Source organism: Psychrobacter sp. PG1 (assembly GCF_014897815.1).
In the GTDB taxonomy this organism is placed as follows: Bacteria; Pseudomonadota; Gammaproteobacteria; order Pseudomonadales; family Moraxellaceae; genus Psychrobacter.
Genome location: NZ_JABUZG010000084.1, coordinates 142382 through 160391 on the forward strand (window position 1 = coordinate 142382; position 18010 = coordinate 160391).

Sequence of the window (18010 nt, forward strand, 5' to 3'; positions counted from 1 at the left end):
ATGGGTTTAGAACGACGATAAACGATAAAGATGAGAATTTTTCCCTATCAAAATAAAACAGGGGAAAATTCAATCTATATCACTATAGTGGGACTAGAGTAATTTAGCCAATACTGCTTGACCCATCTCTTGGCACCCTACTTGCTTCAATCCAGCTTCACTACTGTCTAAGATATCAAGCGTACGCAAACCGTCATCAAGGACATCACTCACTGCTTGCTCAATCGCTTGTGCCGCTGCTTCTTGCTTAAAGGTATAACGCAGCATCATCGCAACCGATAAAATAGTCGCCAATGGGTTGGCTTTGTCCTGCCCAGCAATATCAGGCGCTGAACCATGACACGGCTCATACATCCCTTTGCCTGCTTCATCAAGACTGGCTGATGGCAGCATACCGATAGATCCAGTGAGCATAGCAGCCTCATCAGACAAGATATCACCGAACATATTGCCTGTCACCATGACATCAAACTGCTTAGGATTCTTGATCAATTGCATACAAGCATTGTCAGCATACATGTGCGATAACGCCACGTCGCTATAATCTGCTTGCTGCATTTGGGTCATCGTTTGCTTCCACAGCTCGGTGACTTCTAATACGTTTGCCTTGTCCACTGAGCAAACTTTAGCTGCTGTGTCTGCTGCTTGCGCACGCGTTTTTGCCAATTCAAAAGCAACTTTGCCGATACGCTGAATCTCGCTTGTGCTATAGACCATGGTGTTGTAGCCTTGCTGTTCACCATTCTCTAGTGTGCGGATTCCACGTGGCTCACCAAAATAGATACCACCAGTCAACTCACGAACGATAAGCAAATCCAAGCCTGAAATAATCTCAGGTTTGATACTAGACGCATTGACCAACTGCGGGTAAAGCTTTGCCACACGTAGATTAGCGAACAAACCAAGCTCACCACGTATTTTAAGTAAACCACGTTCAGGGCGCTTGCTGCGTTCAATACCATCCCATTTAGGGCCACCGACCGCTCCTAACAATACCGCATCTGCTGCACGAGCACGGTCTAGCGTCTCATCTGGCAAAGGCTCACCCGTTGCATCAATGGCCACCCCGCCAATCAATCCAGATTCAAGTGTCAAATCTAACGCAAATTTCTTATTGACCGCATTCAGTACGTCAATGGCTTGAGTCATGATTTCGGGACCGATACCATCGCCCGCTAATGTTAAAATCGTTGCCATACTAATCCTTGTGGGTAGGTAGTTTTTTATTTATGTTAGGGCGTGTCCTCATTTTAAAAATGGTGATAAAAATTGCCGTCAAACAAGGAAAGTAGCGCAAATAATATCGAGATATTGATAAGCTATTTAACGATGTTTGGCAAAATTTAGCCATTTTTAACTCATTTAGAGGATAATCGATTGAATTGAGGACACGCCCTAATACTATAAATTTACGATATTTTCCTAAAAACGATTTTTAGTGCCTTCAATAGCACAAAAAATCGTGGTCAATTTACTATTTTTGAAACTCAAATAGGCTTTAAGCTTTGGCTTTTACTTTCGATGATGCAGGCAATGCTTTCACGATACGAGTTTCTACAAACTCTCCTTGATGCTCAGCAGACAGCTCTTTACAAAAGCGGCGCTGTACGGTGTTGCCTTGATACAGATCAACACATAGCGGCTGTGGTGAAGCGGTGTCTAATAAACTGCCAGAATTATCGTTAGATTTTTTCTGATAAGCCCGTAATTGATAAGTATCAGCGTCAATAAAATCGTGAATTAAAGTAAAACGCTCAACATAGCCCAGATTGTTTTCTGGATAGAAATTCACCTGTACTTCGCGTTTTGCAGGTTTTACCCGCGCATAATAATTGGTTAGACCCTGCATGCCTGAGGCAGACAAAGGTACAATTTTAATCTCATTTTTATGAGCGAGTGGTGTCATATCTATGTTTGCATGCATTAATGTTTGTGCATGCTTATTGTTGGTATGACTGCTGGTATGACTTTTGCCCTTTGCACTCATATCTTTCATCGCGACCAGCATGGCAGGATTGATAGGCTCATGCGTATCAGCCCCTATCACTCGTGTCTTATCTATCCTTGCAATTTCACAATGATAAGTTCCTATACAGGCAATATTAACTTCACCCGCAATCGGTTGAATCTTACCTGCCCATGCTTTGGCGTTTTCTGCCTCATCTATTTTCTGATACCCAGTCAATAGCTGACAGCCTGACAACAATAAGCTTGCGGCAACAACCGTACTTGTCCATAAAGCATAACGTTTTTTATTCATAATGGCGGCTACTATTTATGAGAGAAATAATAAAATATCGTAAAAAAACTACCCTTCATTTTAGCCAGTTCACCGCCATAACTCAACGTTACATTATTACTGTTCAGCAGTTTTATAAGTAATGGCTTGCAGATTCATTATTTATGCTCGTACATCGTTAAATATCCATGGTGTTTTTTGCATTATATTATGCTCATAATCTTTAATGGCATCGCTTTGCTGCAAGGTTAAACCAATATCATCAAGGCCATTTAACAAGCAATGTTTGCGAAAAGCATCCACGTCAAATGCATATTCTTTACCTGTTGAGGTGATGACGACTTGGCGTTCAAGATCTGCGGTTAGCTCATAGCCTTCATTAGCAAGCGTGTCTTTCATTAATGTATCTACAATTGCCTCGTCCAAGACAATTGGTAGCATGCCATTTTTAAAGCAATTGTTATAAAAAATATCGGCAAAGCTTGGTGCAATCACCGTACGAAAACCATATTCAGACAACGCCCATGGCGCATGCTCACGACTAGAACCACAACCAAAGTTGCGGCGTGCCAGCAAAATCGTCGCGCCTTGATAACGTGGCTTATTTAGCACAAATTCTGGATTGATAACGCGTGTGCTATTGTCTTGACCAGGATACCCTTCGTCAAGATAACGCCAATCATCAAACAAATTGACGCCAAAACCTGTGCGTTTAATAGACTTTAAAAACTGTTTTGCAATAATTTGATCGGTATCGACGTTTGCGCGATCTAATGGGCAAACGATACCCGTTTGAGTGTTATAAGCTTGCATGAGTTTTCCTTAAAATATCGATTACTAACGTAAATTTTTTTGACGGTCTAATGAATCTTAAAAGAGCGTGCCATTTGTTTAACAATACTTGTCATTTTAGTTTTTTCACTTTCAGGATAATTCAGATGTAATACTGCTTCCTGACCATCCTTAACTTTAATAACATGATAAAAAACTTGACCGTCTTTTCTATAGCCGCTTGCTGTATAGGTTTTATCTTTTAACAGCTCGTAAGTAACTGTCATGCCTGTTTTATATCGATGCTGCTTCTCTTTTAGATAATCACTATCTGTATAAAAGAAAACAGTTGGTGTATTACTCCCAAAGACCAAAATAGTGGCATTAGAATTGGGTAACTTAAAATGACGACCATCACCATTATCTGCCTCAGGCAACCATGCCAATTGATTTGGCACATCGACACAATAGGCAAATCTTCCATTACAGTAATCACGAGCCATTGCTAGCTGAGAGCTACCCAATAAGCAAAATAAAACAAACAGCATTTTCATTTTTATGCTCTATAGAAATGCAAAGTTAAAACGTCCGCACATCGACAAAGTGACCCGCCAATGCGGCGGCAGCGGCCATTGCTGGGCTTACCAAATGGGTACGACCACCATTGCCCTGACGACCTTCAAAGTTACGGTTAGACGTTGAAGCGCAGTGTTCTTGTGGCTCAAGCTTATCCGCATTCATGGCAAGACACATCGAACAACCCGGCTCACGCCACTCAAAACCCGCCGCAGTAAACAAGGCATCTAAGCCTTCTGCTTCAGCCTGCAACTTCACTTGCCCAGAACCTGCCACAACGATGGCTTCTTTGATATTGTCCGCGACTTTACGACCTTTAATGACTGCGGCGGCATCACGCAAATCTTCGATACGCGAATTGGTACATGAACCAATAAAAATGCGATCAAGCTGGATATCGGTAATCTTTTGCCCAGCGTCTAAACCCATATAGGTATAAGCACGTAACCAGCCTTCTTCTTGTGCTTCATCTGCCGCTTGATCAGGTGTTGGTACAGATTGAGTGATATCGACAACCATTTCAGGAGAGGTTCCCCAAGAGACTTGTGGCGCTATTTGGCTACCATCCAACTCAACCACGGTATCAAATACCGCGTCATCATCTGAATATAAGGTACGCCAGTAAGCTTCCGCTTGTGCCCATTGCTCAGAGGTTGGCGCATAAGGACGACCTTTGACATACTCGATGGTTGTGTCATCGACCGCAACCATACCCACGCGAGCACCCGCTTCGATTGCCATGTTACAGACGGTCATGCGACCTTCCAAGCTCATCTCTTCAAATACTTGCCCAGCAAATTCGATAGCATGACCTGTCCCGCCAGCCGTGCCAATTTTGGCAATGATAGCCAATACCACGTCTTTTGAGGTCACGCCAGCACCAAGCTTACCAGTGACACGAATTTGCATATTTTTTGATTTCTTTTGAATCAAGCACTGCGTTGCCAATACATGCTCAACCTCTGATGTGCCGATACCGTGCGCTAAGCAGCCCAGCGCGCCATGAGTAGCGGTATGAGAATCACCACAAACAACCGTCATACCCGGTAACACCAAACCCTGCTCAGGGCCAACGACGTGTAAAATACCTTGACGAGCATCATTAATCATAAACTCAGCGATATCGAATTTGGCGCAATTTTCATCCAATGTCACTACCTGCAAGCGTGATACCTTGTCTTTGATACCAGGCACGCCTTCTAAACGCTCTTTAGTGACTGTGGGTACGTTATGATCAGGACTGGCGATATTAGCCGACAGGCGCCACGGTGCTCTATTGGCTAATTCCAAGCCTTCAAATGCTTGCGGACTGGTCACTTCATGCAACAGATGGCGGTCGATATAAATCAGGCTCGAACCATCGTCACGCTTGGTGACTTCGTGAGCATTCCAAAGTTTGTCATATAACGTTTGACCTGCCATGTTGCTATCCTTTATTAGTTGCTAATTACTGGTTTTTTTACTTGCTTATAGTCATTCCACTATAAAAGTATTACTGCGTTAACCTCGCTTGAAGTATTAAATATACATCTACACTCGGTTGCCTTGTACTACTTTTAAATTGACTCGACTATAGCCTATGGTAAAAATTTTATACGTCGCGATACTTTATCATCAGCGGCATCGTCAGCAGCGCTTGTATCAAAATCGATATTTTTATATTGGCGATTTTACATTGATGACCATTATCAGCGCTTAAAACGTGCGATGAGCTGCAAATAGTCAATTTAATAGAATAAATATGTCACAATACGCCTTGATGTCTTGTGATTATAGCAGGCTAATCCTATAATAATAATTGATGATTTTTGCCCAGACGCAAACTTTTATTTCTAATACATTGTGATTGGGTCAGCCAACTTTTATTTATAGCTCGCAAAGTAGCTAAGGACATCCGTTTGAACACCACAAACTTGACGACATTCGTTACCGTTATGCACACTGGCAGCATCTCAGGTGCCGCAGAAAAACTGTTTATCACACAGCCTGCCGTCAGTAAACGCATCAAAAATTTGGAAGATGAATTCAACATTACTTTGTTTGATACGGTGGGACGCGGCATTGTACCGACCCAAGCAGCCAATGAAATGCTGCCGCACGCCAAGCGTTGGCTAGAAGATTATGAAAATTTTAAGATTAATCTGCAACACTCTCAGCATATCGTGTCTGGTAAATTAGTGATCGGTACCAGTCATCATATTGGCTTGCACCATTTAGCGCCTGTACTTAAGCATTTTATCCAAGCTTATCCTGCCGTACAACTAGAAGTACATTTCGTTGATTCAGAAAAAGCGCACAAAGCCGTACTCGATGGCGATTTATCATTAGCATTTTTAACACTGCCGCCCGTTTATGATAAGCGCTTGACCTATCATACGCTATGGTCAGACCCTCTTTACTTTATGACAGGTACGCTATCGCCTTTAGCGACCAAATCTAATGTGACACTAGAGCAATTGGCACGCTATCCTGCTATTTTACCGTCTGCCAACACCTTTACCAGTCAAATTACCTTGGCTGAATTCGCCAAGCACAATCTGAAACCTTATGCCACGATGAGCACCAATCCTCTTGAGTCTATCCGCATGCTGGTTTCTGTTGGTCTGGGATGGTCTGTATTACCGCAAACCATGATTAGTCAGGATTTAGAACGTATCGATATGGCAGACAATATAGAGTTACAACGCTATTTGGGTGTGGTTATCAATCCGAAATTGACGCAATCTAGCAGCGTTACAGCTTTGTTAGACTTGTTAGCGCCTATTGAATAAGACTCCCGCTAAATGAGGATTAGAGCGTGCTATGGAATCTAAAAAGCACGCTATTCGCATTTATGACCCTCATGCGTTATAATACGCTTGACGTTGTTTTTATAACAAAAATTTACTATAAGAACACTGATAGTCATATATTGAACACTTCGAGTAATATATGATGGTTAACAGTAGGTTTAATGGTTTTAAATGATTGGTTATATAGGTGGCCGATACTGATAAATGAGTCGCAAATGCGAGCAGTCGATATTATTTAATATGACATTCTTATTGATCTCTAAGCACTGCGAATTCATATTAGCCCTAGAACAGCATCAATCATATAAAACTAACAGCAGATATTGAATAAAAGCCATTATGTCCTACTTAATGGCTTTTTTCGTCTTTAGATATTGTTTGGGACATCGTCTTATAACACTTAATCTTTATAGTTAAAATAATTACCGCCAACCATGTTGGTTAAGGACAATTTATATGAACGGAGTTTCTAGTGGCGTGCTGGTATCACTTGGCGCCTATTTTTTAGTGATGATTGGTATTGGCATTTACGCTTACTTTAAGCAAGCCAATGATACTGAAGGCTATATGTTAGGAGGACGCAGTTTAGGTCCAGCAGTTACTGCACTATCGGCAGGTGCATCAGATATGTCAGGTTGGTTACTACTTGGCTTGCCCGGCTATATGTATGCTGACGGTGTCGTAAGTATATGGATCGCACTTGGTTTGACACTTGGTGCATTTTTAAACTACCTTATCGTGGCACCGCGCCTTCGCGTTTATACCGAAGTGGCTGACAATGCCATCACTCTACCCGATTATTTCGCCAACCGCTTCGAAGATAAGTCGCACATGCTGCGTGTTATCTCAGCCGTGGTTATCATTTTATTCTTCACGGTTTATACTGCTGCAAGCCTAGTAGGCGGTGGTAAACTCTTCGAAAGCTCGCTCAATCTTTCTTATAGCACTGGTCTATGGGTCACCGCTGGCGTTGTCGTTGCTTATACGTTATTCGGTGGTTTCTTAGCCGTTTCAATGACTGACTTTGTACAGGGTATCATCATGCTATTTGCGATGGTCATTGTTCCTGTCGTCGCTTTCACTGATTTGGGTGGTATTTCAGCCACCACTCAAGCGGTTAGAAATATCGATCCGAGCTTGCTTAACATTACTAATGGTATGAGTATCCTTGGTATTGTGTCATTGATGGCATGGGGTTTAGGTTATTTTGGTCAGCCACACATCATTGTACGTTTTATGGCCATTCGCTCAGTCAAAGATGTCCCTACTGCTCGTAACATCGGTATGAGCTGGATGATTGTCAGCCTTATCGGGGCACTGATGACAGGTTTTGCTGGTCGTGCTTATGTGCAAAAGACAGCGATGACTTTAGATGATCCTGAAACCATCTTTTTAGTATTTACGCAGTTTTTATTCCATCCATTGGTTTCAGGCTTCTTATTAGCGGCAATTTTAGCTGCGATTATGAGTACCATCTCATCACAGCTATTGGTAGTATCAAGCTCATTGACTAAAGATGTCTATAAGTTATTTTTTGATCAAGATGCACCTGAGGCGCGTCAAGTATTGGTCGGCCGCATTTCCGTAATCATTGTCGCCGTTGTTGCCATTTTACTGGCGTCTAATCCAGAAAGCTCAGTATTGAATTTGGTTTCTAACGCTTGGGCAGGGTTTGGTGCCGCATTTGGACCGTTGGTTATTTTCAGCCTAATCTGGCGCGGTATGAACCGTAATGGTGCAGTTGCTGGTATGGTCGTTGGTGCATTGACGGTTATTCTATGGATTTATGGTCCTTTCCAGATGAATGGCATGGCACTCAATAGCTGGTTATATGCTATCGTTCCAGGCTTTATCTTAAGTACAATCGCCATTTTTGCGGTAAGTATCATGACAGGCGGTCCAAAAGCCTCTGTTACTGCGAAATTTAAAGAAATGGAACTTAATTTAAATAAATAAGCTTATCGATATAATTATCACTATAAAAAAACCTCGCCATTATTGGCGAGGTTTTTTATTGATGACTATTAAATATAATACCTAGGACATTGGTACATAAGTAAGCTATGGTTATTTCTATTAGAGATCTCATACTTAGCTAATAGCGCTATAACATTTCATAATTCAGGTGTTAACTTTTCACTCAATCATCACGCTTGTAGCCACTTATGCTATGTCATTAATCATCTAACTTGTTAGTGTAAGATATACTACTGAATAAATTTATAATGCACCTCAAATATCAAAGATAAATGGATAAGCAGAACTACCTCAGCGAGGCTAAAAAGTTAGAGATATGGCAGTTATGATATCTATTAGCGCTGAGAGGTCAATGAGTCTTGGATTTAAGTGTGTTTCAAGAAGCGTATATTTCAGCTGAAATATACTTATGATCATCATAACTCAATGATGTTGTGGCTTATGTTTGAGGCAAATATCGTTTCATTGCAGGCAAGAAACCAATCACCGCCTTCTTAGACATCGCCTAAAAAAGGCTGTCAAATAAATTTATTATTTTGCTAAAAACCTTTATGCACACTTTAAAGTCGTTGATTTAATGTTCTTTTATATCAATTTCTATTTCGAACACCGATAAAAAAGCGACCCATCACGGATCGCTTTTTTTATGTATTGATACTGCTAAATATACGTATTATTTAGTGTCTTGGTAAGACAATTTTACACCGAATATGTATCCATCATTGTCTTGAAAATCACCAACAATTTTGTCACTTGGCAACACACCTTGGGCATCGCCAAACCATAGGTATTTGCCACCTGCTGATACTGCCCAGTTTTCTGTCACGTTATACTTTGCACCCAAACCAGCGCTGTAATAGCCTTCGATAGGACCTAACGACGTGACAGGGTTACCAGCACCACTATCCCAACCAACGGTACCACTAATTGCAAGTGCTGGCGCAACACGCTTGGCTAGACCAAGCTCTACTTGCCATTGATCCTCTTCGTACTCAACCAAGTTTAAACCATCAGGTCCATAAGATCTTTTACTAACCTCATTATATAGTGGCGGCGTAATCTTAAAGTCACCCCAAGGTACCCAGCGCACTTTTGCAGTTGCTAACGTCGTTGGGTTAATACCGGTTTGAAAATCAAAGTTTACGGATTTAGGAGTAGTAATTTCCATATTACTGGTGCGATTGGCTGCAGCTGGATCACCAGCTAAAGCACCTGCAATCGGGTAATTTTCAGCAATCTTCATGTTGTGGTCGATTTCAGAGCGATAGGTCAGCGCTGCTTTTAAGGCAATTTCAGGTTTGCTATAGGCAATACCAGCTATATAACCATAATCCATATCAGGGCTGTTACGTGAGGTATAGCCAGTAGCAGGACCATAAGCCAAACCTCGTAATTTCACTTCAGACTCAATACGCTGAGCGACTGGACCACCGTATACTTGAAACTCTTTATTGGCACCAAATTTTGCCCCAAGAATAGCTGTCAGGCTGTTACTACGTACTTCAACATTAGTACCTTCCCCTGCATTAGCTGCTTCAGCATTTGCGATACCTACTGCTCCACGCAAACCATCTAACTGCGCTTGCTGTTCATCTGTCAAGACTCCAGCCGTTTCTCCTGGCGTGAGCGCACCTATTCCAGCCAAAGCTGCGGCATAAGTGGGAGCTTGATTGTTAGTAATGGCAGCGACAGAAGCATCAAGATCGCCTTTCGACACAAAATTGTTGTCGCCAGTGTATTGCGCTGCTGCGCCAAAGGGCTCATCATATAAGATACCAACACTAAAGGTTTCATTGATATCTGTTTTTACACCATAACGAAAAAAGTCATAATACTCAGCGATATCGCCAGTCTTATCACCTCTAACATAGGTATTGTTGCTAGGAACGTTATTGGCACTATCATAACCACTAACGTCAGCATCGATATAGGTGTAAACAGCTTCAGCATAGGTGCCATCTTGGAGGAAGGCTGTGACATCCTGACCTGAACGGTCAAGACCAGCAGCATTGGTTACGCTAGCTACAGAAAAAGCGGCAATCGCTACTGCAAGAGTTTTTAAATGAAAAGTATTGCGCATTGTGTATCTCCAAACGTCCTTGTTGTTTTACTACTTAAATAATCAATATGTAGCATTGCTGCGCATAACTTTATGATTATAAAAGTCGTGTCCTGAGATGAATACTAATGCCTTTTTGACACTAAAACAACAATTAAAGTGCTTTATTTCCCGAATATGACTGGACAGTACAAATAAGATACAGGTACAAAACTAATATCTAGTTTTTCATTCTGATATTTTTTAAATTGCTCTCAGTATTTTTTAGAGATAGCAGGCAGATACTTATCTGTTATAACTTAATAATTCTAAAATACTCCAATCCTTTATTAAACTTAAATACACTGGCATAAAAAAGCGACCCAATCAGGATCGCTTTTTATTATTTAGACTATGGATTTATAAGTTAGCAAATTACAACTTATATTAGTTTGCTTGGTAAGAAAGCTTCACGCCAAGTGCAAAACCATCGTTGTCTTCAAAGTTACTAACCACGGCTTTAGTCGGAATTTGGCCTTTAGCATCACCGAACCATAGATATTTACCACCAGCTGATACTGCCCAGTTTTCAGTCACATTGTACTTGGCACCCAAACCAGCACTGTAGTAGCCTTCGATAGGACCTAGCGAGGTTACAGGGTTACCAGCACCACTATCCCAACCGACAGTACCTGTCACTGCTAATGCTGGCGTCATGCGCTTAGCGAGACCTAGCTCAATTTGCCATTGATCTTCATCGTAACTAACTAATGCCAAGCCTTCATCATCTTTTGTCGATACTTTACTGACATCATTGTATAGTGACGGTACGATAGCAAAATCACTCCAAGGCACCCAACGGACTTTCGCAGTAGCTAGCATGGTAGGATTGATACCCGTCTGGAAATCAAAGTTGACTGATTCTGGCGTGTTGATTTCAATATCAGAATGTCTGGTAGTCGGCAACGCTAGGCCAGCGGTAGCACCTGCAGCCGTAGCAATTGGAAAAGTCTCAAAAGCTTTTGCATTGTGCTTGATTTCAGAGCGATACGTCAAAGCAGCTTTAAGTGCAATTTCAGGCTTGCTATAAGCCATACCAGCGATCCAGCCATAGTCTTGGTCATTACTGATGTGAGTGGTATAACCCTTGGCTGAACTGTATGCATCACCGCGCAATTTTACATCTGCCTTTACGCGCTGAGCAACTGGACCACCATAAGCTTGAAACTCTTTGTTAGCACCAAATTTAGCACCAAGAATACCAGTAATACTCTCAGTACGTACTTCTACTTGCGTCGCTTCGCCCGCTACTGCTGCTAGACCTTTAGCGGCTTCAAGACCAATAAGCTGACCTTGAGCGGCTTGTAATTCTTCAGCAGTTAGACCACCTGGATTACCTGGAGCAAGCGCCCCTTGCAATTGTGGTATTAATACGTTATCGACATAAGCTTCGGTAATATTAGGGTTTTTTGTAAAGTCTTGAATGATAGCGTCACGATCACTGTCGGTAACGAAATCGTTTTGACCGTTATAATCCGCAGCTGCACCAAAAGGCTCATCATATAAAATACCGATGCTAAACGTGTCGTTAATATCTGCTTTTACACCATAACGGAAAAAATCATAAGACTCTGCGATATCATTGAGCTTATTGCCTGACAAGTCGTTACCACTCACATCGGCATCGATATAAGTATAAACAGATTCGGCGTAGGTGCCATCTTGTAAGAATGCAGTGATATCTTGACCTGAACGATCAAGACCAGCAGCACTAGCAACGCTAGCAATAGAAAGAGCAGCAACAGCTACTGTGAGAGTTTTCAAATGAAAATTTGCGCGCATTATGTATCTCCAAACGTCCGCATTGTTTTACTACTTTACTTAATTTTAATAAGCAAGCAGCATCCGAGGTGGAGGATAGTAATGATTTTCGAACATTAAAACAACTGCAAAAACACATTATTTCCCGATTATGACTGAACAGTATCTGTATTTCATAATGCGGATATAGTGGATATTATAGTCATAAATTTTCAACCATTTAGTTTTTGCAGATATTAATAATGAGGGGGTCTTTCTGCCATTACATCAAAAGGTGCAATGCCGCCTTCAGGATCCTGACTTTCCACTTGTTTATAAATCAGCTGCAACTGTCGTTGTAATGTCTGAATATCTTTATCTTGCCGCGCAATCACCTCATCGAGTCGCTCTACTGTCATCTCTAGATGCGCCATACTCATCTGTAAATCAATGACTTGTTGCGTTTGTAAGTCAACATGCATAGCTAAAGCCTCGTTCTGAGCTTTATCTTGAGAATTAAATTGATTCATATTTTTCTCTGAATTATCATAAACATAAGACTGGTAGGATTCATTAATGAAATGGCTCGATGACCGATAAAAAGTAGCAATTAGACGACGATGCTCTTTATAAAATAGCAGCCTTGAACAAAAGTCATAAATAGTGCGGATAAAATCATTTACGCTCACTACAGTCACGTGATGGCATGTTATACTGCTCGCAATTTTGCAGCAACCCCTACCTCACTATTATATAAGCTTAAGATATTCTATGGCTCTGATACATTTAAAAGATATCCACCTCGCTTTTGGCGTCGCTCCTGTTCTTGATGGCATTGATTTTGCTATTGAAGCAGGTGAACGTGTCTGTTTAATTGGCCGTAATGGCGAAGGCAAATCCACCTTATTTAAGCTAATTAACGGCACCTTACAACCTGATAGCGGCGAAGTCATTATCAATAGCAGCGTGCGCGTGGCGATGCTAGAACAAGATGTTCCCGAGACAAGCGGACGTATCCTAGACATCGTTATGGGTGGTAGCAGCCGCACGGCTGAGCTGCTTATCAACTACAATGCCCAAACAGATTTATGTGCCAATGGCGACATGGATGCTTGTGAGCGTATGGCAGACTTGCAGCATGATATCGATGCGGTACACGGTTGGGATTTAGAACGAGAAGCCACCCGCCTGATCAAAACCATGGGGCTGGATCCAGATGATGATTTATCTTCATTATCAGGTGGTCGTAAGCGCCGTGTACTACTAGCACGCTCATTGGTCACCAAACCTGATGTACTGCTGCTCGATGAACCAACCAACCATTTAGACGTTGATAGTATTGAGTGGCTAGAGCGCTTCTTATTGGATTGGCAAGGCCTGACATTATTATTTGTCACCCATGATAGAGCATTCGTTAACAAACTATCGACGCGCATCATTGAGCTAGATCGTGGTCAATTAACCAGCTATGACGTCACTCAAGGCGAAGGTGGCTATGCACGCTATCAAGAGCTAAAAGAACTACAGTTACTCGCTGAAGAAAAAAATAACGCCAACTTTGATAAAAAACTGGCGCAAGAAGAAGTATGGATTCGCCAAGGTATCAAAGCCCGTCGTACCCGTAACGAAGGCCGTGTCCGCGAGCTAAAAGCATTGCGTGAAGAGCGTAGCGATCGCCGTGAGCAAGTCGGTAATGTGAACATTACGATGGGTCAAGGTGAGAAAAGCGGTAAGCTGGTCTGTAAAGTTAAAAACTTACATCTTGAATATGATGGCAACGTATTGGTTGATAATTTTACAACCACTATTATGCGCGGTGATAAAATCGGCATTGTCGGACCCAACGGTGCGGGTAAAACCACACTGATTAAAGCCCTACTCGATATTTCTGATGATGAAGTCACAAAGACTGGTAGTGTTGAATTAGGCACTAACTTAAAAATCGCTTTCTTTGACCAGTTGCGCGATCAGTTAGACCTTGAAGCCAGTGTGGCGCAAAACGTCTCTGAAGGCTCAGACTTTGTAGAAGTGGGTGGTCGTAAGACACACATCATGAGCTATCTACAAGATTTCTTATTTGCCCCAGAGCGTGCGCGTACCCCTGTCAAAGCACTATCAGGTGGTGAGCGTAACCGCGTGCTACTTGCAAAACAGCTATTAAAGCCTGCCAACATTCTGGTACTTGATGAGCCAACCAACGACTTGGATATGGCGACACTTGAGCTACTAGAAGAGTCCGTCGCCAGCTTTGGCGGTACGATTTTGCTAATCAGCCATGACCGCTCATTTATGGACAATGTCGTTACCTCTACTTGGGTATTTGACCAAGATGAAGACGGCAAAGGTATCGTCAAAGAGTATGTCGGTGGTTATCAAGAATACTTGGTACAGAAAAACCGTGAGCAAGCCGCACACGCGGCTAGAGCACCAGCCAATAATGCAAATACTGCCAGTAAAGTTACCAATAAGACAACTGCAGCAAAACCTAACAAATCTGCTAAAAAGCTCAATTTCAATGAACAGCGTGAACTGGATAATTTGCCAAAAGAAATCGCTGCATTAGAAGCTGAACAAGCGCAATTGCAAGAGAAACTAGCAGATGGCTCATGGTTCACCACTGACGTTAATGCAGCGACTGCCGCAAGTGAGCGCCTACTGACGATTGAAGATGAGATGATGAATAAGCTTGAGCGTTGGAGTGCGCTTGAGAGCTAACGTTAGCGACTGAAGCGATGTTTTATAAAACTTCGAGTTTTATAAGATATGAAAAATAATGAAATAATCACCGTTTTGTTCTTATAAAGCGGTGATTATTGGTTTACGACTACTTACATAGTAGTTAGGTACTGAAAGTTAGTGAACATTACCTTAATTTCGAGTATCATTCGCTATTGCAAAATATCCTTATTAATTATAAGGTCATCACGCTTATAATCCTTGCCAAAAAATCTATGTGAGACATTGATAATGCAGCTATTTTGCATCAATTCTCCTATTCAACCTTAGAGTATGTTCTATCAAGGTTGCTTTATTTTTAACGCAATAATTTATTTTATCACCGAAATAGCTTAGAATAGCAACAATTAGCAAAATTAGGCACAGCCAAAGTGGCTTGATATTGTACATTTTCTAAGCCACAAACCCAGTGTGGGATAATCCCATTTCATTCACCTGGAGGAAGTATTAATGAGCCAAGCCGAAGGCGTTAACGTACAACGCCGTAGAGTTCTTATTGCCTCGACTGCCGCGATTGGTGCAGCTGGGGTAGCTGCTGTGGCAACACCTTTTGTCCGTTCTTGGTACCCAAGCGCTAAAGCTGAGGCTGCAGGGGCTGCAGTGACCCAAGATATTGGTTCTATCGAAGCAGGACAGATGATCGTTGTCAAATATCGTGGTAAACCCATTTTTGTGGTCAAACGCACAGAAGATATGCTAGCGACTTTAGCGTCAGTAAAACCTTTACTGTCTGACCCTGAATCTGATGCATCATTACAACCTGAATACTGTAAAAATCCAGAACGCTCTATCTCGCCAGAAGTCTTGGTAGTAGAAGGCGTCTGTACACATTTAGGTTGTGCACCAAACTACCGTCCTGATGTTGGCGCGGCTGACTTGGGTGGTAATGATTGGTATGGCGGATTTTTCTGCCCATGCCACGGGTCTAAATATGACTTGGCGGGTCGCGTTTATAGTGGCGTTCCTGCACCGCTTAACTTACCTGTCCCAGATTACAACATGGATGGTACCATCTTGACGATTGGGGAGGCTTAATATGAGCATGGGTAAAAAGTTAATGCATTGGGTGGACGCACGCTTTCCAGCGACCGAAACCTATGAATACCATATGTCAAAGTACTATGCACCAAAAAACTTTAACTTTTGGTACTTTTTTGGCGTGTTATCAATGGTGGTATTGGTTAACCAATTGGTAACAGGTATTTGGCTGACCATGATGTACAACCCAAGTGCCGAAGGGGCATTTGCATCTGTTGAATACATCATGCGCGATGTCAAAGGTGGTTGGCTTATCCGTTACATGCACTCAACTGGCGCATCTGCGTTCTTTGTGGTCGTATATCTGCATATGTTCAGAGCACTGCTATATGGTTCATACCAGAAACCACGTGAGCTTATTTGGCTCATCGGTATGGGTATTTACTTAGCATTGATGGCAGAAGGTTTCTTCGGTTACCTACTTCCTTGGGGCAATATGTCATTTTGGGGTGCACAGGTTATCTTGAACCTTCCTGCTGCTCTACCTGTGATTGGTGATGGGCTTGCAGAATGGGTACGTGGTGATTATATTATCTCAGGTATCACCCTAAACCGCTTCTTTGCTCTACATGTGGTTGCTATCCCGCTTGTACTTGTGGGCTTAGTATTCATGCATATTGTAGCGCTACACCATGTGGGTTCGAACAACCCTGATGGTATTGATATCAAGAAGCTAAAAGATAAAAATGGTGTGCCGTTAGATGGTATTGAATTCCATCCGTACTACACAGTGCATGATATGATTGGTATCGTGGTATTCTTTATCTTGTTCTTTGCAGTGGTATTCTTCTTCCCAGAAGGCGGCGGATTCTTCCTTGAGCCACCAAACTTTGAGACAGCGAATTCATTGAAAACGCCAGCACACATTGCACCAGTATGGTATTACACGCCATTCTATGCCATTTTACGTGCGGTTCCTGACAAGTTGGGTGGTGTGATTGCGATGGGTGGTGCGATTGCCGTACTATTCTTGATTCCATGGCTAGACAGATCGCCTGTACGCTCTATACGTTATAAAGGCATTTTATCTAAAATTGCTTTAACCGTGTTTGCGATTAGTTTCTTAGTTTTAGGTTACTTAGGCGCGACGCCAACGACACCAACAGCAACATTGATGGCTCGTATCTTCACTGTCTTGTATTTCTTGTTTTTCTTACTGATGCCAATTTATACCTCTATTGAGAAGTGTAAACAGCCACCAGAACGCGTTACCGGAGGTCACTAATGAACACGCTAATTAAATCCCTAGCGGGTCTAGGCTTAGGCGCGGCATTAACCTTGACGGCTGGTACTGCACTGGCAGCTGGTGGCGGTGGATGTGGTACATTCACCAATGCTGAGGGTGTTGAAGAACACTTAGCTTGTAGTACTGCTCCTATTGATTTTACCAATAAGGGCTCGCTACAAAACGGTGCGAAAATCTTTATGAACTACTGTGCTGGTTGTCACTCTGCACAGTATGTTCGTCACTCGCGCATTGCTAAAGATTTAGAGATACCACCTGAGTTGGTCGAAAAGTATTTGATGGTCACCACCGATCAAATCGGTGATCATATTAATGCTGAAATTGATCCTGAAGTACAAGCATCATGGTTTGGCGCAGCGCCTCCTGATCTATCACTTGAAACCAGACTACGTGGCGATGACTGGGTATATACTTACCTGTTATCGTTTTATGAAGACCCAAGCCGTCCTTGGGGTGCCAATAACTTAGTACTTGCCAATGCGGCGATGCCTCATGTATTGCATAATATGCAAGAAGAGCTAAGTGCTGAAGAGTTTGAATCCGAAGTGGGTGATTTGGTTAACTTTATGGCGTGGATGGCAGAGCCTAACCGTCATGACCGTCAAGTGATTGGCTTCTTTGTGATTTTATTCTTATTAGTATTACTCATTCCAGTTTACTTATTGAACAAAGAATTCTGGAAAGATGTAAAGTAATTGAGTATTAAAAAATATATTTTTATCGAAAAAAAGGCACTACTCTGGTAGTGCCTTTTTTTGTCTCTTAAAAGACCATAAAACACTGAACCATAATTTAAA

At 42.1% G+C, this 18010-nt stretch carries 14 protein-coding genes; 6 read left to right on the top strand and 8 right to left on the bottom strand.

The annotated features are described in order from the left end of the window. Nucleotides 1-93: 93 nt before the first annotated feature. The 5 genes from leuB to leuC all read right to left on the bottom strand — a co-directional run bounded on the left by leuB (nt 94) and on the right by leuC (nt 5008). Nucleotides 94-1197 (bottom strand): 3-isopropylmalate dehydrogenase, encoded by a 1104-nt coding sequence (gene leuB, locus INT03_RS13785; RefSeq protein ID WP_193009379.1) that lies wholly within the window; start codon nt 1195-1197, stop codon nt 94-96. Nucleotides 1198-1498: 301 nt separating this feature from the next. Further along, entirely contained in the window at nt 1499-2260 is a 762-nt protein-coding gene (locus INT03_RS13790; RefSeq protein ID WP_193009380.1) for a hypothetical protein, read from the bottom strand. A 141-nt stretch (nt 2261-2401) separates the two neighbouring features. Next, nucleotides 2402-3052: a 3-isopropylmalate dehydratase small subunit gene (gene leuD, locus INT03_RS13795; protein WP_193009381.1), complete on the bottom strand. Its 651-nt coding sequence runs from the start codon at nt 3050-3052 to the stop codon at nt 2402-2404. A gap of 47 nt (nt 3053-3099) precedes the next feature. Further along, nucleotides 3100-3564, bottom strand: coding sequence for a hypothetical protein (locus tag INT03_RS13800; RefSeq protein WP_060490801.1), 465 nt, complete (start codon nt 3562-3564; stop codon nt 3100-3102). 25 nt (nt 3565-3589) lie between these two features. After that, complete coding sequence (leuC, locus tag INT03_RS13805) at nt 3590-5008, bottom strand: 3-isopropylmalate dehydratase large subunit (protein ID WP_193009382.1); 1419 nt, start codon at nt 5006-5008, stop codon at nt 3590-3592. Between the two features lie 476 nt (nt 5009-5484). On the opposite strand from leuC, the gene INT03_RS13810 reads away from it, so the two are divergent. Both INT03_RS13810 and putP read left to right on the top strand, forming a co-directional pair. Beyond that, entirely contained in the window at nt 5485-6357 is an 873-nt protein-coding gene (locus INT03_RS13810) for a LysR family transcriptional regulator (protein WP_045446822.1), read from the top strand. Between the two features lie 477 nt (nt 6358-6834). After that, nucleotides 6835-8334 carry a sodium/proline symporter PutP gene (putP, locus tag INT03_RS13815; RefSeq protein WP_045446819.1) on the top strand — a complete coding sequence of 500 codons (1500 nt, stop codon included), beginning with the start codon at nt 6835-6837 and terminating at the stop codon, nt 8332-8334. A gap of 694 nt (nt 8335-9028) precedes the next feature. Here the strand turns inward: putP and INT03_RS13820 are convergent. The 3 genes from INT03_RS13820 to INT03_RS13830 all read right to left on the bottom strand — a co-directional run bounded on the left by INT03_RS13820 (nt 9029) and on the right by INT03_RS13830 (nt 12723). Further along, nucleotides 9029-10435, bottom strand: coding sequence for a hypothetical protein (locus INT03_RS13820; RefSeq protein ID WP_193009383.1), 1407 nt, complete (start codon nt 10433-10435; stop codon nt 9029-9031). 405 nt (nt 10436-10840) lie between these two features. Further along, nucleotides 10841-12235, bottom strand: coding sequence for an outer membrane protein transport protein (locus tag INT03_RS13825; protein ID WP_193009384.1), 1395 nt, complete (start codon nt 12233-12235; stop codon nt 10841-10843). Between the two features lie 215 nt (nt 12236-12450). Beyond that, a complete protein-coding gene (locus INT03_RS13830; protein ID WP_193009385.1) occupies nt 12451-12723 on the bottom strand; it encodes a SlyX family protein in 273 nt (90 codons plus the stop codon). Between the two features lie 241 nt (nt 12724-12964). On the opposite strand from INT03_RS13830, the gene INT03_RS13835 reads away from it, so the two are divergent. From INT03_RS13835 to INT03_RS13850, 4 genes are all read left to right on the top strand, one after another. Next, complete coding sequence (locus tag INT03_RS13835) at nt 12965-14908, top strand: ATP-binding cassette domain-containing protein (RefSeq protein ID WP_193009386.1); 1944 nt, start codon at nt 12965-12967, stop codon at nt 14906-14908. Nucleotides 14909-15379: 471 nt separating this feature from the next. Next, nucleotides 15380-15964 (top strand): ubiquinol-cytochrome c reductase iron-sulfur subunit, encoded by a 585-nt coding sequence (gene petA, locus INT03_RS13840; protein WP_045446807.1) that lies wholly within the window; start codon nt 15380-15382, stop codon nt 15962-15964. A 7-nt stretch (nt 15965-15971) separates the two neighbouring features. Continuing rightward, nucleotides 15972-17192 carry a cytochrome b gene (locus tag INT03_RS13845; protein ID WP_372815435.1) on the top strand — a complete coding sequence of 407 codons (1221 nt, stop codon included), beginning with the start codon at nt 15972-15974 and terminating at the stop codon, nt 17190-17192. Beyond that, complete coding sequence (locus INT03_RS13850; protein WP_045446804.1) at nt 17192-17908, top strand: cytochrome c1; 717 nt, start codon at nt 17192-17194, stop codon at nt 17906-17908. Before INT03_RS13845 ends, INT03_RS13850 begins: the two co-directional genes overlap by 1 nt. The last annotated feature ends 102 nt before the right edge of the window (nt 17909-18010 follow it).

Coding starts and splice junctions, on each gene's coding strand:
- leuB (WP_193009379.1), bottom strand. CDS start 1,197: ATGGCAACGATTTTAACATTAGCGGGCGATGGTATCGGTCCCGAAATC.
- INT03_RS13790 (WP_193009380.1), bottom strand. CDS start 2,260: ATGAATAAAAAACGTTATGCTTTATGGACAAGTACGGTTGTTGCCGCA.
- leuD (WP_193009381.1), bottom strand. CDS start 3,052: ATGCAAGCTTATAACACTCAAACGGGTATCGTTTGCCCATTAGATCGC.
- INT03_RS13800 (WP_060490801.1), bottom strand. CDS start 3,564: ATGAAAATGCTGTTTGTTTTATTTTGCTTATTGGGTAGCTCTCAGCTA.
- leuC (WP_193009382.1), bottom strand. CDS start 5,008: ATGGCAGGTCAAACGTTATATGACAAACTTTGGAATGCTCACGAAGTC.
- putP (WP_045446819.1), top strand. CDS start 6,835: ATGAACGGAGTTTCTAGTGGCGTGCTGGTATCACTTGGCGCCTATTTT.
- INT03_RS13820 (WP_193009383.1), bottom strand. CDS start 10,435: ATGCGCAATACTTTTCATTTAAAAACTCTTGCAGTAGCGATTGCCGCT.
- INT03_RS13825 (WP_193009384.1), bottom strand. CDS start 12,235: ATGCGCGCAAATTTTCATTTGAAAACTCTCACAGTAGCTGTTGCTGCT.
- INT03_RS13830 (WP_193009385.1), bottom strand. CDS start 12,723: ATGAATCAATTTAATTCTCAAGATAAAGCTCAGAACGAGGCTTTAGCT.
- INT03_RS13835 (WP_193009386.1), top strand. CDS start 12,965: ATGGCTCTGATACATTTAAAAGATATCCACCTCGCTTTTGGCGTCGCT.
- petA (WP_045446807.1), top strand. CDS start 15,380: ATGAGCCAAGCCGAAGGCGTTAACGTACAACGCCGTAGAGTTCTTATT.
- INT03_RS13845 (WP_372815435.1), top strand. CDS start 15,972: ATGGGTAAAAAGTTAATGCATTGGGTGGACGCACGCTTTCCAGCGACC.
- INT03_RS13850 (WP_045446804.1), top strand. CDS start 17,192: ATGAACACGCTAATTAAATCCCTAGCGGGTCTAGGCTTAGGCGCGGCA.